Here is a 16,119-nt window from a genome sequence, read left to right on the forward strand (position 1 = left end):
GCTGGGGTGCCCGACGTCGCGGAGACCGGGCAGGACACACCATCTTCCCACGTGCGGCCCTCGATAACGAACTGTGTCGGAGCCGGGCGGCCTTGCTGCCACTGGCCGGGCCGGGCTGCCATCATGAGCCCATGAGTCGCAGCGGCGGAGACGTTCGCGAGCCGTGGGCGCCCTTCCCCGTACAGGACTGGAACTCCTACGCCGCCACCTCGTCCTGGCGGCGCAGTCGTGTGCCGCACCGGGTGGCCGTGGTCGTGGTCTGCGTGGTCACGGCCCTGGTGCTCGGCGTGATCGGCGCGGCCGAACTGGTCCCCCGTGGGGTGGCCAACACCGGCGGGGTGAACGGTTTCCTGCCGACCGACGGCGACGCCCTCACCCTGCACGCTGCCGACCGGGGCGGGTCCGGAGGTACGGGCGGCGATGCGGTCCACGTCGAGACCTCCCTCGGCCCCGGGCCGGCCACCAGTCAGGCCATGGGCTGGAAACTCGGCGGGCTCACCATCAGCAGCGTCGGCGAGGCCCTCGTCGGTGCCACGGTCTGGCGCCGGCTGATCACCCCAGCCAGCGGCGCCGGTGTCCCGGCCGACGGCGAACTGCAGCGGGACCAGCAGGTCGAGGGCTACCTGGTCGACGAGGCCATCGCCCTGATCGGCCGGTCGTACCCGGAGCCCCATGCCTTCCTCCCGCCGATCGTGCTGCTGCCCGCCGGTGCCGAGCCCGACCGGCAGTGGCAACAGACCGGCGTCACCACCGACGGGACGCCATGGCACGCCGAGCTCCGGTCCAGCGGGCTTGCCGACGACTGCGTGCGGGTGGCCGGTGAGGTGACCATCGGTCCCGACACCGAAGCAGTCGTCCGGGACTGGTGCCCCGGCCGCGGCATCGTCGCCGAGGCCGGACTGATCGACGGAGCTCCCCGTTCGGTCGGTGCATCGGTGCTGCCCCCGGTCGACACCGTGATCCGCACCCCCGACACCTCCCCCGACACGTGGCAGGAAACGCCGCTGGCGACGGTCGGCAACCCGATCGGCGAAAGGTTCGAACCCATGTGGGGTACGGCGCAGCCGCTCCCACCGCTGCCCACCCCCGACGGCGGCCTGATCCGCGTCTCGAACGCAGGCGACCTGGTCGTCTTCGCCCGGAACGGCGACACGTTGCGACCCCGGTTGTCCCTGCACCCCGGAGGCCGGGTGATGACGGCCACGATCTTCGGTGAGGTCGTGGTGGCGACGACCTCGCGGCGGCAGGTGGTGGCGTGGTCGACCCGGACCGGGCATCGGCTCTGGGTGAACGACCTGGCCGACGTCGTCGAGGCCGCCCCGCGCCGGCTCGACGACACCGCCATCGTGTTCGCCAACCTCGCCGGGACGGTGCTGGCGGTCGACCTCCGGACCGGCGCCGAACGCTGGCGCAGAGACCTGAGCAGTGGCTCCATCGCCACGCTCGCCGTCGGCGGGTCGTCGGTGGCCCTGATCGGCATGGACTTCTCGTTGACGCTGCTGGAGGCCGACACCGGGGCGTCCCGCTGGGACACGACCGTCTCCGACTACCGGTCCGACCTGCTGATCGCGGCCGGGGCCGTCTGGGTCGCCGACGGACAGGTACTGGCCCGTCACGACCTCGGCGACGGGAGCCGTACCGCCCAGCTGTTCCTGGACTCGGCCACCGATGCCCTGCTGTGGCACAACGACGAGGTGGTGTTGGCCACGGTTGGGGGGCTGTTGTTCGTCGACCCGGCCGGTCGGGTCGCCGGCACCGCTCCGTACCGTTGCCCCGACCTGACCCGGCACCGGGACGACCTGGTCTGTTGGAACGTCGGCGTCGCGCGGGTGATCGGAGCCGACCATCGGGAGCGCTCGAGCTTCGAGATCCCGTACGACTCCGTCTCGCTCGAGGTGTCGGGGTCGGACCACGAACCCTGGCTGGTGTGGGGTTCGGCCTGGAAGGCCATGACATGGCAGTCCTGAACGACGAGGTTGGCCTGGCCCGGGGAGCTGACCCGAGGGTGCGATCGGGACTGGGCCGGCTGGTCGGCGTCGGACACGGCCTGGTGAAGCGGATCGTGGTCGAACCCGTCGCCGAGGGGCGGCTCCGAGATTCGGGGTGGCCCCGGGGCGTCACCGCGGTGGTCACCGTCTGCTACGCCTTGATCGGGGTCGCGGCGGTGCTCGTCCTGTTCGCCGGGCCCCTGCGGGCACGCCTGACACTGATCGACACCTACCGCGACGGGGTGATCCCGCAGGACCTGGTGTGGTTGCTGTACGGGCTGAGCCTGGTCGTGATGACGCTCTTCCTGGTGGCGTGCATCCACGGCCGGTGGTGGCTCACCCTGATCGGGGTCACGACGGTCGTCGTGTGGTGCCTGTTCTCCGGGATCCTGCTGGCCATCTCCGGCCCGCTCCCGGCGTTGCTGCTGCTCGTCCTCATCGTGCTGCTGATCGTGCTCGCCGTCGTGTGGCACCGACGCCCGATGCGCTGGTGGGAGTTCCCGGTCATGTTGGTGGTGCTCGGCGCCATCGCCGTGGTGGCGATCAGCGGCAACCAACTCTCCCGTGCCCTCGGCTTCGAACCACTGGCACAGCAGCTGGCCGGAACCATCCAGATGTTCTCGATCCTCGCCTACCCGACCGCGTTCGCCGGTGGCGCCGCGGCGGCCGGGGTGACCGCCACCGTCGCCACCCGGGCCACCGGGGTGGTCGGGCGCTCGATGTCGGCACGCTGGGTCTGGGTGCTGCTCGGGTTGCTGGTCACCGGCCGGGTGGTGCAGTCGGTGCTGACCGTGCGCAACCTCGACCCCGTACGCAACACCTGGGCCAATTGGCTGGTCACGATCGGGTTCCTGGTGGCGTTCACCGGCGTGGCGTGGGGCATCGTCCGACTGGCCCGGACCCCGCCCGACCCCGACCAGGTCGCCGAGGACGCGGCCGATCTCGGCCTCCCCGTCGGGGTCGTGGTGCTGGCCGGAGCGGTGCCGGTGATGATCGGCGTCATCGGCATCACGTTCCTCCTGGCACTCTTCCCCGACCTGGCCGGCACCGGGCTGAGTACCGACTTCGTCACCACCGGCGACTTCGTGGGCGTGATCCGTGGACTGGCAGCGGTCGTGTTCGGTGTGGTGGCCGTCCGGCTCGCCCGGCGACGGCGGGTGATCCCCGCTCTGGTGCTGGCCGAGTCAGGGGTGATGCTGCTGGCCACCCCACTCGGTGTGCTGACCAGGCCGCGGTTCAGCGGCGCTCCCGACTTCGAGCTCCTCATCCTGCTCGCCACGGTCGCGGCACTGGTGCTGCTGGTGCTGCTGCTCGTACGGCGTCGCCTGACCACCCGGCGGGCGTTGACGCTGTCCGCCCTGCTGCTGTTGCTGGTGCTGTTCAACCACCGCACACTGCTCGGTGAACCGCTCGAGGAGCTTCTCGGCACCGCTGTCGGTGTGCTGGTGTGGGGCATCGTGTGGTCGCTGCTGACCGGCAGCTCGGGGGCCAACAACGGCAACCGCACCTTCCCCGTTGTGGTCCGAGCGCTGTCGTTGATGGCGCTCACCCTGCTGACGGTGCTGGTGATCGCCTACAACGCGCTGGCCCGACGGCCGGAGCTCGGTGGCCTCGACCTGGCCGCCGGCCTCGGCGACCAGGTGCTCGGCACCGCGATCCTGGTCGCCACCGCGGCCGGACTGGTCGCCGGGCTCCGAACCGTCCCGGGTGGCGCGGACGGTGCTCCGGACCTGACGGTGGGTCTGGGTCGGGCCGGCGATCCGAACCGGACGGGTGGTCCGGGCCGGGCTGGCGATCCGGACCGGCCGGGCGGGGTCGACGGCGCAGGTGGATTCCGCAAACCGACCGGGCAATCCGACGGGACCGGGCACCCCGCAGCGGCGTGGACGCCGATGCCCCCACTCGACCGGTCGGTCTGAGGAATCCGCGACGGCCGGTGGGCCCAGGGGCCTCGCCCAGGGGCATCGTGGCTGGGGCATCGTGGCTGGGGCAACGCGACAAGTTGGTCGGATCGGGGGCCTTTGGTAGAGTTGCTCGTCGCGTCGCCCGCGGGGTGCGAGGTGTCGCGATTTCATCATTCCCTGAAGACGAAGGCATGCCCTGTGGCGAACATCAAGTCCCAGCAGAAGCGGATCAAGACCAACGAGAAGGCACGGCAGCGCAACAAGGCTGTCCGCACGCGCCTGAAGAGCGCCGTCCGTAGCTTCCGTGAGGCCGCCGACGCCGGCGACACCGCCAAGGCGCAGGAGCTCGCCGTCCGGGCGAACCGGCTGCTCGACAAGGCCGCCACCAAGGGCGTCATCCACCAGAACCAGGCTGCGAACCGCAAGTCGGCCGTTGCCTCCCGCGCCGCCGCGCTCTGACCGACGCTTCCCCTGACCGAAGCACCCCTGACCGACGTCGGGCGCTGACCGACGGGTCGTCAGGCCAGCTGGTCGGCAGTCCTGCTGATCGCCGTCGGGCTCAGCTCCTCCGAGCCCGGACGATCTCCAGCACCGCTCGTTCCAGGGCATAGCCCGCGTCCTCGGCCGCACCCTTGATGTCGGCGTCGGTCCGCGCCACGACCGTCAACGCCGTCGCCAGCCCCCGCTGGTCCCACCCCCGAGCCTGGGCCCGCATCGTCTTCAGCTTCCACGCCGGCACGCCCACGTCCCTCGCCAGGTCGGCGTCCCGCTGGCCCCCGGCCGCGGTGACCAGTTTCCCCAGGCCACGCAGGTTCATCGCCAGCGCCGAGGTGATCAACACCGGCGCGGCGCCCGTGGCCAACGCCCACCGCAACTGCTCCAACGCCACATTGGTGCGCCCCGCCAACACGGCATCGGCCACCGCGAAGCTCGTCACCTCGCTGCGGCCACCGAAGTAGCGGCCGACCAGCTCGGCGGTGATGGCGCCCTCGGCGTCACTGTGGAGTTGCGCGATCGCCGCCGACAGGGAGCGCAGGTCGTGACCCACCGCCTGGACCAACGCCTGCCCGACCTCGTCGTCCACCCGATCGCCGTGACGTCGGAACTCCGCCTTGACGAACTGCGGCAGCTCCCACGCCTTCGGGGGCTGGCAGTCGACGACGTCGGCGCCGGCCTTCTTCAGTTTGTCGACGACACCCCTGCCCTTGTTGCCGCCACCGTGCACGAGCACCACCCCGATGTCGGGGTCGGGATCGGTGGCCAACGAAATCACCTGGTCGGACAGCTCGGCTGGTAGGTCGGCGAGCCGCCGGACGACCGCAACCCGGCGGCTCGCGAACAGCGATCCGCCGGTGATCTCCGCGAGCCGGCCTGCGTCGAGCGACTCGGCCTCGGCCTCGGTCGTCTCGACCTCCGGCGACTCGGTCCGCGCGCGCTCCAGCGCCGCCGCCACCGCACGATCGGCCAACAACGACTCGGGGCCGGTCACCAACAGCACCCGGCCGAAGACGGGCCCCTCGGGGTCGCCGGCCGCGGATCGGGAACTCGTACGGGACCGGGACGCTGCCATGGGCCCAAGCATGCCAGTCCGCTCGGACAGTCCCCGACGATGGCGGCGGCTCAGGCCGTACGGGCCAACGCCTCCTGCGTGGTCTCGCACTCCATCGGCTCACCGGCCAGGAAGCGACGCAGCTCGGCCACGCTGTGCTTGCCGATCCGCAGCTTGCCGTTGTTGGTGAGCCCCGCCAGGTGCGGCAGGCACACCACGTTGGGCAACGAGCGCAGCGGACTGTCGACGGCCGGCGGCTCGGGGTCGAAGGTGTCCAGGAAGGCCCACCGCAGGCCGCCGCCGGACACGTGGGCCGCAAGTGCCGCTTCGTCGATGATCGAACCGCGGGCGGTGTTGATCAACACCGCGTCCCGCTTCATCAACGCCAGCGTCTCGGCGTTGATCATGTGCCGGGTCTCGGGGATCGACGGGGCGTGGATCGACACCACGTCACAGGTCGACAACAGTTCGTCGAGCTCGACCTTGCGGGCGCCCAGCTCGGCGGCCCGCTCGGCCGACAGGAACGGGTCGTGGGTGACCAACTCGACGTCGAACGCCTGCATCAGCGACAGGTAGTGTCGGCCGGCCCACCCGGCGCCGATCGCGCCGACCCGCAGGTCGGACAGCTCGCGGATCCGGTCGTAGCCCTCCTTCCAACCGCCGTCGGCGACGACGCGGCTCACCTCGAAGAAGTTCTTCACCCCGGCGATCGTCAGACCCAACGCGGTCTCGGCGACGCCCTGTCCCAACGGCTTGGTGCAGGAGGTCACCCGGGCGCCACGGGCCCACAGCTCGTCCGACACCACCGGCTTGACCGAGCCCGCCGCGTGGATCAGCAGCTTGGCGTCGGTGGCGGCGAGCAACTCCCCCTCGAGCTTCGGCGACCCCCACGAGGTGATCACCACCTCGGCCCCGCGGGCGGCGGCCAGGTGGTCCCCGTCGGAGATGGTCACCTCTCCCAGGGTCGCCAGGTCGGCAAGGCTCTGCTCGGCGAACACGGCGGACAACTTCGCGGGGTCGACGAGTACGGCGATCTTCATGCGGAGGATCCCATCAGTAGTCGGTCAGGTAATGGTCGGTACGGGTGAACAGGTCGGTCGGTTCGCCGAGTCGGTCGACGAGCTCGTCCCACCGGGCGTAGTTCTGGGCGCCGTTGCTCTCCATCACCGCGACGTCGAGGCCGGGCAGCGCGGGCAGCCGGGCGGCGAACCAGGTGTTCCACTCCACCAGCAGTGGGGTGGCGGTCAGGTCGGCGACGAAACCGTGCAGGCCGAGCCGATGCGCCTCGGCGATCATGGCGCACGTGACCGACGGCGTCTTGCCGCTCGGCTTGAAGGCGACGGCACCGTACCCACGATCGGCCAACTGGCGCAGGTGGTCGGGGCCGTGTGCCGATTCGTCGGCGGCCACCAGCACACCCAGACCCGAGACGTCGGCGAGGTTCGTCTCGTCGAGCGGCTCCTCCAGCAGGACCACCCGCTCCCCCGCTCCGGCGGCCGCGATGCCCTCGAGCAGCTGTCGTACCTCCGAGAGGCTGTCGTACTGGCCGTTCAGGTCGAGGTAGTACTGCACCGGTCGGTCACCGACCACCTCATGCAGGTCCGCCATCCGGCCGATGTCCCAGGCGAGTCGGGCGAGCGGGTTGCCGTCCCCGTGCGGGTCGGCCCCCAACTTGATCTTGAACACCGCGGAGCTGTCGGCCAACCGGTCGATCTCGGCGTCGTCGGTGCCGTACGCGATCGCCGGCATCAGCTCGACCGGGTGCGGTTCGGTCGCGAGTACCGCCTTCGTCTCGTCGGGGACGACGTCGGCGGGGTCGGTGGTGCCCAGCCGACGGGCCCACCGCTGCCACAGCGCGACGTCGAGCGGGACCAGGGCGTTGAGCACGAACGTCTCCCGCAACGCCGGCGTCCCCGCCAGCTCGCGGGCCCGTTCGGCCAGCTTCGGCAGGATCGCCGCGAGCACCGCGTCGGGTGCGGCCACCGGCTCGGCATCGGCCAGCTCGACCGCGGCCCGGGTGATGGCCAACATCACCTCATTGGCACCGTCGATGCCGTGCCGGTCCGCCACCGCGGCATCGGACCAGATCGGGCTCTGCACGCCGATCCCCTGCCCGGCGAACCCATGATCATCTCCGGCCAGGCGAACCACGACCTGCCACAGCTCCTCGACCTGACGACCCTTGAAGCCGAACGGGGCGCCCAGTCGTTCACGAACCAGCTGGACCTGAGTTGTCACGTCAACCCACTCATCATGAAATGCATTACGAACATTGGGTTCCGGACTCTAGCGTCTCCCGGTCGGCGACCCGGCGTAGGGTCGTCCCATGAAGATCTCCGATGCTCGGGTGGTGGTCAGCAGCCCCGGTCGCAACTACGTCACACTGGTGATCGAGACCGGCGACGGCGTGATCGGTGTCGGTGACGCCACCCTCAACGGCCGCGAACTGGCGGTGGCGGCCTACCTGCGCGACCACGTCTGTCCGTTGTTGATCGACCGGGACGCCCGACGGATCACCGACACCTGGGAGTACCTGTACCGCGGCGCCTACTGGCGGCGAGGCCCGGTGACCATGACTGCCATCGCGGCGGTCGACATGGCGCTGTGGGACATCGTGGGCAAGTCTGCCGGGCTGCCCGTGCACCAACTGCTCGGTGGTGCGGTCCGGGACGGCGTGATGGTGTACGGCCATGCCAGCGGCACCGACCTCGACGCCTTGGAGGCCGACTTCTCCGCCCACGTCGACCAGGGCTACCTTGCGGTCCGGGCGCAGTGCGCGATCCCCGGGCTCGACTCGACCTATGGGGTCAGCAAGTCCGGTGCGTACGAACCGGCCGGTGGCTCCCTCCCCGCCCAGGACGTGTGGGACACCGGGCTGTACCTCGACTTCGCGCCGAAGATGATGGCGCGGATCCGGGACAGCTTCGGCGACCGGGTGCACCTTTTGCACGACGTGCACCACCGGCTCAGCCCGATCGAGGCAGCCCGGTTGGGTCGGTCCTTGGAGCCGTATCGGATGTTCTGGATGGAGGACCCGACACCGGCCGAGGACCAGTCGGCGTTCAAGATCATCCGCGAGGCCACCACGACACCGATCGCCGTCGGCGAGGTGTTCAACTCGATCTGGGACTGCCAGGAGTTGATCACCAACCGTTGGATCGACTACATCCGGACGTCGGTGACCCATGCCGGCGGCATCACCCATCTGCGTCGCATCTTCTCGCTGGCGGAGCTGTACGGCGTCCGCACCGGTTCGCACGGACCGTCCGACCTCTCCCCGATCGCGTTCGCCGCAGCACTGCACCTCGACCTGACGGTGCCCAACTTCGGCATCCAGGAACACATGAACCACCCGGCAGGGGCCGAGCAGGTGTTCGACACCTCGGCCGAGTTCCGCGACGGCTACTTCCACCCGGGTGACGAACCCGGCCTGGGGGTCACCTTCGACGAGGAGGCCGCCGCGCGGTTCCCGTACAACCGCAAGTACCTTCCGGTGAACCGACGGTTGGACGGTTCGGTCCACGACTGGTGAGTCCGGCCCGTCGCCTCTTGACGAGCTCGAGGGGCGTGTCGGACGAGCTCGAGGGACGTGTCGGGTCGGCCTACCACCCGAAGCTACCGACGGGTAACATAGGGTCATGAGTGATCTGACAGCCGACGACATCAGCACCTTCACCGATGGGCGCTGGGCCGAGATCCGCGAGCGCGCCCGCACCACGATCCTCAAGGACGACCGGTTCCACCCGGCGTACGGCCTCACCACCGAGGAGAACCGTGCCCGTACGACCGAACAACTGGCCGCACTGCCCGAGGTCGAATACCCCGGACTCGGCTTCCCCGAGGAGTTCGGTGGCCGGGCCGACACCGGAGCCGCTTCGGTGGCCTTCGAGATGCTCGCCTTCGGCGACCTCTCGCTGCTGGTGAAGGCCGGCGTGCAGTGGGGGCTGTTCGGCGGCGCCATCCTCAACCTCGGCACGCGACACCACCACGAGACCTACCTGCCCGGGGTGCTCGACCTGTCCACCCCCGGATGCTTCGCGATGACCGAGACCGGCCACGGCTCCGACGTCCAGGGGCTGCGGACCACGGCGGTGTTCGATCCGGAGACCGACGAGTTCGTGATCAACACCCCCGAACCCGAAGCGCGCAAGGAGTTCATCGGCAATGCAGCCCGCGACGGCAAGCTGGCCGCCGTGTTCGCACAGCTGCACACGGCCGACCATGCCGACACGTCCGGTGAGAGCCTGGGCGTCCACTGTCTGCTGGTGCCGATCCGCGGCGAGGACGGCAACCCGATGCCCGGCGTCACGATCAGCGACTCGGGCCGCAAGGCGGGACTGAACGGCGTCGACAACGGTCGCCTGGTGTTCGACCAGGTCCGGGTACCTCGTACGGCCCTGCTCGACCGGTACGCGTCCGTGGCCCGCGACGGCAGCTACAGCAGTCCGATCGAGAGCCGGTCCCGCCGCTTCTTCACCATGCTCGGCACCCTCATCCAGGGTCGGGTCAGCGTCTCGGGTGGCGCGCTGTCGGCATCGAAGACCGCCTTGACGATCGCTGTCCGCTACGCCGAACGGCGTCGCCAGTTCGCTCCCCGCGACAGCGAGACCGAGACCAAGCTGCTCGACTACGCGACCCACCAGCGGCGGCTGCTGATCCCCCTCGCCCACACGTACGCACTCGGGTTCGCCCAGGAGGAGTTGGTCAACGAACTGCACGAGGTGTTCACCGCCCGCCAGCGTGGGGAGCAGGTGGATCCGCACCGCCAACGCCTGCTGGAGAACTGGGCCGCCGGGACGAAGGCGGTGTCGACCTGGCATGCCACCGCCACGATCCAGGCCTGCCGCGAGGCCTGCGGCGGCGCCGGCTACCTGTCGGCCAACCGGCTGCCCTCGCTGAAGGCCGACACCGATGTGTTCACCACCTTCGAGGGCGACAACGTCGTCCTGCTGCAGCTGTTGGGTCGTGGCCTGCTCACCAACTACCGCGACCACTTCGGTGACCTCGACAGCCTCGGCATGGTGAAGTTCGTCGCCGGCTCGGCTATGGACACGGTGATCGAGCGGACCACCGCCCGCGGTCTGGTGCAACGACTGATCGATGCGATGCCGCGTACCGGCAATGATCAGATCCTGCGCCATCGCGGCTGGCACCTGCAGCTGATGGAGTCCCGGGAGAAGCACACGCTCGACACCTTGGCGCGTCGGATGCGCTCGGCCAGCTCCCAGGGCATGGATCCGGAACAGATTGCGAACGCCGTGGCCCACCACCTGCTCCGGGCCGCCGAGGTGCACATGGATCGGGTCGTGCTGGAGGCGTTCGTCGCCGCGATCGATCGGGCGAGCCACTCCGACGACGGTGCCGCCCAGGTCGAGGGATCGCTGCCCTGGTTGCTGTCCAAGGTCTGCGACCTCCACGTGTTGTCGACCATCGAGGCCGACCGGGCGTGGTTCCTGGAGCATGATCAACTCAGCCCGGGTCGGTCGAAGGCGATCATCGCCGAGGTGGACGAACTGTGTCGCGAGCTCCGCCCGTACGCCCGCCTGTTGGTCGACGGCTTCGCCATCCCCGAGGAGATCCTCGGCGCCGAGCTGCTCTCGGACGCGCAACCGTGAAGCTGCCCAAGCTGCCCAGTTGGAAGTCGATGGGCGGCAATGCGACGGTGGTACGGCGGTTCCTGAACGTCTGGCCGCCGTTCCTGTTCAGCGGGATCGTCGTGGAGCAGTTGAGCGACGACTTCCGCCGTGCCCGGGTTGCCCTCCACCTGCGGCCGTTGAGCCGGAACTACGTCGGCACACTGTTCGGCGGCTCACTGTTCTCGATGACCGATCCGTTCTGGATGGTGATGGTGCTGCGCAATCTCGGTGACGACTACGTGGTGTGGGACAGGGCCGGCGAGATCGAGTTCGTCGCACCGGGCCGGGAGACCGTGCGGGCCAGCTTCGAGGTCACCGACGACCTGCTCGACGAGTTGCGCACGGCGGCCGCCGACAACTCGAAGGTGCTGCGCTGGTTGGAGACCGACGTGGTGACCGATGACGGCACGGTCGTCGCCCGGGTGCGCAAACAGCTGTACGTCCGTCGGAAGAAGCCGCGCGTCGCACCCGCCTGAACGCCATCAGTCGTCGAACGCCGCCTGCAGCACGCGTTCCATCGTCTCGATCACACTGAGCGTCTCGTCCAGTGGCATCAGGTCGGACTCCCGCCGGCCTTCACTCACCAGGTCGGCGAAGTGGGCGAACTGGTACGCCAAGCCTTCCCGGCCGACGAGCTCCGGGACGGGTGACAACTCGGGCTCACCGTTCCGCGGGATCCAGCGAACTCGGTTCGGCATGTAGAAGATCGTGTCGAGGTGCACCGCGCCCGCTGATCCGCTGATCGAGGCGGTGCTCGGGGTCTGCGCCGCCAGGGTCGTGTTGAGCAGGCCGTGCGCCTGTGGGTGATCGGGGTGTCGGTCCAGCAGCATCGACACCTGCCGATCGACCCCGGTGCCGACGCGGGTGCCGAGCGCCCGGACGCGGCCCGGCGTCCCCAGGACGAAGGAGGCGAACTGCACGGTGTAGACACCGAGGTCGAGCATCGCCCCACCCGCCAGCTCGGGATTGAACAGCCGATGCTCCGGTTCGTACGCGAAATGCATGCCGAGGTCGGCGATCACCGATTCGATCTCGCCGAGCACCCCGTCGGCCAACAGCTGACGCAACACGTCCAGGTGCGGCAGGCAGCGGGCCCACATCGCTTCCATCACGGTGACATCGGCGGCCCGGGCGGCATCAATGATGCGGCGCGCCTCCGCCGACGTCGGCGTGAACGGCTTCTGCACCATGACGTGCTTGCCCGCCTCGATCGCCAACATCGCCTGCTCGGCGTGGTGACTGTGCGGTGAGGCCACCAGGATCGCGTCCACGGCGTCGTCGGCGACCAACTGTTCGTACGACCCGTAGCTCCGCGGGATCTCGAACCTGGCGGCGAACTCGGCGGCCCGGTCGGTGGATCGGGACCCGACGGCAACGATGTCTTGTCGGGTGTTGGCCCGCATCGTCGTGGCGATGGCGGTGGCGATGCCACCGGGCGCGAGTATTCCCCAGCGGATCGCCGGCGCCTCGGACGGATGGGCGATGCGGGTGCTCGGGAGTGTCATGGACCCAACCTACGACCAGCGGGGCTTGGGCGCAGCCCCCGCGACGTCTGTCTGGTCAGCACCTGTCAGCATCTGTCAGGACCTGTCCGGGTCGTCAGCTGTTCACCTTGATCACCTCGAGCTGGTAGGGCGCGATGACGGAGCCCGAGACCTGCAGGTCCAGCAAAAGGAACCGGCGGTCGGTCGGAGGGGTGGCCGCCCAGGCCGCGAGTCGATCGAGGTCGTCGAGGGTGCGGACCCGGACCCCCTCGGCCCCGACAGCCTCGGCCAGCTTGGCGAAGTCGACGTCGGGGATCATCATCGGCCCCATCGCAAGCCCCTGCACCCCGTACAGGTTGACCTCTGCCCCGTACGCGCGATCGTTCCACACCACGGCCAGACCACACCCACCGGCCACGCGGACCGCGGACTCCAGGTCGGCGAGCGCCATCAGGCCACCACCGTCGCCGGTGGTTAGCACGATCGTGGAGTCGGGCTTGGCCAGGGCGGCACCTGGCACCGACGCGAAGCCGAGACCGATCGACTGGTAGGCCGTCCCGACCATGATCATCCGGTCCGGTGTCGCGACCGGCCAGTACATGTTGGCCCAGCCGATGAAGTGCCCGCCGTCGGAGACCACCACCCGGTCCGCGGGCAACAGTTCGCCGATCCGCACCGCCGCCGACCGCGGATCCAACCTGCCGTCCGAGGCCAGAGTCTCGCCCGGATCCTGCTCGCCCAGTGCTGCGGCGTCGACGCGGTCGCGCCAGCCGGACGGTGTCGCGTTGAGCTTGGCCAGGGCGGCGACCAGCGCCTCGGCCGCCAGCGCCGCATCGGCTCGAAGAAAGCCACCGACGTGGGGATGCGTCGCGGCGGGAGCGGTGTCGACCTGGACGACGTGCGTCCCGGGCGCGAACAGGTCTCCGAACCGCATCGTGAACTGGTTGAGTGAAGCCCCGAACACCACCGCCACGTCGGCGGATCGAATCAACTCCATCGCCCGGGCCGCCCCGAAGCCGCCGGTGACACCGAGGTCGTACTCGGAGCGTGGGAACACCCCGCGTCCCAGTGCGGTCGATGCCGTGACCGCGCCGGTCGCATCAGCCAGACGGCCCAGTGGGTCGGTTGCACCGGAGAGCCATGCGCCACGCCCTGCCAGCAGGAACGGGCGCTCCGCCACCGCGAGTGTCCGGGCCAGGTCGTCCACGGCAGCAGCCGCGAAGGGACCCATCGGCGCTCGCGGTGACGGCAGTCGGGGTTCGGGCAGTTCGGGAACCGGACCGACCTCGAGCCTGGCCACGTCGTACGGGATGGCCAGCACCGTCGGCACCCGGTAGGTCAGCGCATGCTCGATCGCGATGACGGTGGTCGCCGCGGCATCGGCCCGGCCCACGGTGTACGTCCGCGCACCCACCGCCGAGGCCATGGCGATCTGGTCGACGTCCCACGGCCGCGGTCCCGACGTCGGCTCGTCGCCGACCACCAGCACCAGTGGGCTGTGTGCCTGTACGGCTTCGGCAAGCGCGGTCAGGGTGTTGGTGAACCCAGCGCCGTACGTCGTGGTGGCGACGGCCAGTCCCCCGCCGGCTCGGTAGTGCGCATCGGCGGCAACCACCGCCCCCGCCTCGTGCCGCACCGCGGTGTAGGTGACGTGGGTGGCACGTTCAAGGCTGTCGAGGAAGTGGGCATTGCCGTTGCCCATGACACCGAACACATGGTCGACGTGAGCAGCAATGGCGCGTGTGACGTGATCGGAAACGGTGGACATGGGCGAAGCCCTTCGCGAGAAACGGGTGATGAGGCCGTATGTGTCTCGCGCGCCCGGCTCCTGACCGGAGCGGCTGCGTGCCCATTTTTCGAGCACCGACGTGGGTCCGTCGGACATGGTGAGCATACGCCCGTGACCGTCAGTTGCCGCTCCCCAGCCGTAAGACTCGACGCCAGGCCCTGTTGGTCGTCTGGCCGGTTCTGGGCAGGCCGGAGGCCCCGGCACGCGGGGGTGTGTCGGGGTGACGACTGGCGGTGTCGGGGTGGTGGGCTGGCGGGGTCGGGTCAGGCGGCGTGGCGGATGCGGGTGTTGGTGATCGGGGTTTGGGTGGGGTCGATGTAGGCGGGTGGGGTCCATTCGGGGATGCCGTCGTTGTTGAGGTGGCAGGTCCAGGCGAGGCGTTCGAAGTTGTGGTGGTGGTAGCGACACAGCAGGGTCATGTTGTCCAGGTTGGTCTCCCCGTCGCGGTGCCAGGGGTGGATGTGGTGTCGTTCGCACCATTGGGGGGTGACGTGGCAGCCGGGGAACGAGCAGCCCTTGTCCCGGGCATACAGGGCATGGGTGAGGTGTTTTGTCGCGATCCGTTGGGACCGGCCGAGGTGGAGGACTTGGCCTTCGCTGGTGAGGACGACGGGCAGGATGTCGGCCTGGGCGGCCATCTTGAGCAGGGTGTCGGTGGCGATGGGGGTGCCGTCGGTGAAGGTGCCGTGGCCGGTTTCGTCGAGCAGGTCTTGGTAGTTGATCGTGACGAACACCGTGGTCGGGGTGCCGCCGAACTCGGGCAGCCCGGGACCACGGAGGATCCGGGAGAGGAGCATCTCGAGTGCGTCGTGGGTCCGTTGGGGCTGGTCGCGGACGTCGGGGCCGTCGGGTCCGTCCTGGGGCAGCGTGAGTGGGTCGAACACGGCATTCAGCTGGTGTGCCAGGGCGGGGGTGATCCGGCCCTCGATCCGCCACGACCCGTCGCGGGTTTCCCACCAGTTCAGGCCGCGGCGGCCTTCGTGGTCCCGGTCGTCGGGCAGGACCCCGTCGGGGTCGATCACGTCGACGAGTTTGTCGGCGAACACCTGGAACTGTCGCGGGGTCAGCACCGGCGCGTGGCTGGCCAAATCTTGTTCGGCCTGCTCGACCTGTTCGGCGGTGGTGTGGGCGACCTTGCCGATCTTGCTGAGGGCGCGTAACGCGATCTGGGTGTGGGTGGGGGTGACGCGTCCGGTCGCGACCGCCGCGGCCAGATGCGGCCGCCGCGGCTCGACCGGCTCCCCAGTCATCGACACGCTCGGGCGGAGTTCTCGGGTGGTGGCGACCCGGCCGGCGGCCTCAGCGGTGCGGATCAACACGGTCCCGGCGAGGAGCTGGGTGGTCGTGGCGAACGCCTGCCGGTCCGCCAACCGGTTGATGGTGCTGGCGTGGACGAGCTGATGGTCGATCTGGACCATCCGGTTCCGGATCGATTCGAACCCCTTGATCACCCCCAACAACTCATCAGCGGCCAGCCCCGTCCACGCGGCCTCCGCCAGGCCGAGCAGCCCGACCAGCCCGGCCTCGAACACCGCCAACGCCGCCACCGGCCCCGACACACCGTCATCGGTGTCGGCAGGCAGCCCCGCAGTCGGGTCGGCTGCGGTGCCGGCTGTCACGTCGCGGTGCGGGGTGTCGCGGTCAGCGGGACCGTCCGGACCGAGTGCGTCCGGTGCCGGCTGGGGTGGCTCCAGCGGGTCGGGGCCGCTGCCGTCGGGCCGGTGGGGGGCGTCGTTGCTCATACCCCAATTCTAGATTCGTACACCTGT

At 69.7% G+C, this 16,119-nt stretch carries 12 protein-coding genes; 6 read left to right on the forward strand and 6 right to left on the reverse strand.

Annotation, left to right across the window (positions count from 1 at the left end; genetic code table 11):
• Positions 1-131 precede the first annotated feature (131 nt).
• The 3 genes from ACQBAU_RS12635 (at position 132) to rpsT (ending at position 4,351) form a co-directional block, all read left to right on the forward strand.
• Positions 132-1,967, forward strand: a complete 1,836-nt coding sequence (locus ACQBAU_RS12635) for an outer membrane protein assembly factor BamB family protein (RefSeq protein WP_434551615.1) — start codon at positions 132-134, stop codon at positions 1,965-1,967.
• Complete coding sequence (locus ACQBAU_RS12640) at positions 1,955-3,907, forward strand: hypothetical protein (protein WP_465256367.1); 1,953 nt, start codon at positions 1,955-1,957, stop codon at positions 3,905-3,907. Before ACQBAU_RS12635 ends, ACQBAU_RS12640 begins: the two co-directional genes overlap by 13 nt.
• 183 nt (positions 3,908-4,090) lie before the next feature.
• The gene (gene rpsT, locus ACQBAU_RS12645; RefSeq protein ID WP_465256366.1) at positions 4,091-4,351 is read left to right on the forward strand and encodes a 30S ribosomal protein S20; all 261 of its coding nucleotides are present in this window, start codon (positions 4,091-4,093) and stop codon (positions 4,349-4,351) included.
• Positions 4,352-4,451: 100 nt separating this feature from the next.
• On the opposite strand, the gene holA is transcribed toward rpsT, so the two are convergent.
• Genes holA through ACQBAU_RS12660 form a run of 3 tightly spaced genes read right to left on the reverse strand, consistent with a single transcriptional unit; the run spans position 4,452 to position 7,679 of the window.
• The gene (gene holA / locus ACQBAU_RS12650; RefSeq protein ID WP_465256365.1) at positions 4,452-5,462 is read right to left on the reverse strand and encodes a DNA polymerase III subunit delta; all 1,011 of its coding nucleotides are present in this window, start codon (positions 5,460-5,462) and stop codon (positions 4,452-4,454) included.
• Between the two features lie 50 nt (positions 5,463-5,512).
• Positions 5,513-6,481 carry a hydroxyacid dehydrogenase gene (locus tag ACQBAU_RS12655; RefSeq protein WP_434551611.1) on the reverse strand — a complete coding sequence of 323 codons (969 nt, stop codon included), beginning with the start codon at positions 6,479-6,481 and terminating at the stop codon, positions 5,513-5,515.
• Positions 6,482-6,494: 13 nt separating this feature from the next.
• Positions 6,495-7,679: an enolase C-terminal domain-like protein gene (locus ACQBAU_RS12660; protein ID WP_465256364.1), complete on the reverse strand. Its 1,185-nt coding sequence runs from the start codon at positions 7,677-7,679 to the stop codon at positions 6,495-6,497.
• An 88-nt stretch (positions 7,680-7,767) separates the two neighbouring features.
• Here ACQBAU_RS12660 and manD point away from each other — a divergent pair, with 88 nt between their 5' ends.
• From manD to ACQBAU_RS12675, 3 genes are all read left to right on the forward strand, one after another.
• Positions 7,768-8,973: a D-mannonate dehydratase ManD gene (gene manD, locus ACQBAU_RS12665; RefSeq protein ID WP_465256363.1), complete on the forward strand. Its 1,206-nt coding sequence runs from the start codon at positions 7,768-7,770 to the stop codon at positions 8,971-8,973.
• Positions 8,974-9,079: 106 nt separating this feature from the next.
• On the forward strand, positions 9,080-11,056 hold the full coding sequence (locus ACQBAU_RS12670; RefSeq protein ID WP_465256362.1) for an acyl-CoA dehydrogenase family protein: 1,977 nt from the start codon (positions 9,080-9,082) through the stop codon (positions 11,054-11,056).
• On the forward strand, positions 11,053-11,553 hold the full coding sequence (locus tag ACQBAU_RS12675) for a DUF4442 domain-containing protein (protein ID WP_434551607.1): 501 nt from the start codon (positions 11,053-11,055) through the stop codon (positions 11,551-11,553). Before ACQBAU_RS12670 ends, ACQBAU_RS12675 begins: the two co-directional genes overlap by 4 nt.
• Positions 11,554-11,559: 6 nt before the next feature.
• On the opposite strand, the gene ACQBAU_RS12680 is transcribed toward ACQBAU_RS12675, so the two are convergent.
• The 3 genes from ACQBAU_RS12680 to ACQBAU_RS12690 form a co-directional block, all read right to left on the reverse strand.
• Positions 11,560-12,582: a Gfo/Idh/MocA family protein gene (locus ACQBAU_RS12680; protein ID WP_434551606.1), complete on the reverse strand. Its 1,023-nt coding sequence runs from the start codon at positions 12,580-12,582 to the stop codon at positions 11,560-11,562.
• A gap of 94 nt (positions 12,583-12,676) precedes the next feature.
• Complete coding sequence (locus ACQBAU_RS12685) at positions 12,677-14,446, reverse strand: thiamine pyrophosphate-binding protein (protein ID WP_465259364.1); 1,770 nt, start codon at positions 14,444-14,446, stop codon at positions 12,677-12,679.
• 167 nt (positions 14,447-14,613) lie between these two features.
• Positions 14,614-16,092 (reverse strand): HNH endonuclease signature motif containing protein, encoded by a 1,479-nt coding sequence (locus tag ACQBAU_RS12690; protein ID WP_465259365.1) that lies wholly within the window; start codon positions 16,090-16,092, stop codon positions 14,614-14,616.
• Positions 16,093-16,119: the final 27 nt, after the last annotated feature.

It is taken from the genome of Carbonicoccus niuqiaonis (genome assembly GCF_050157065.1).
Lineage (GTDB): Bacteria > Actinomycetota > Actinomycetes > Propionibacteriales > Propionibacteriaceae > Avipropionibacterium.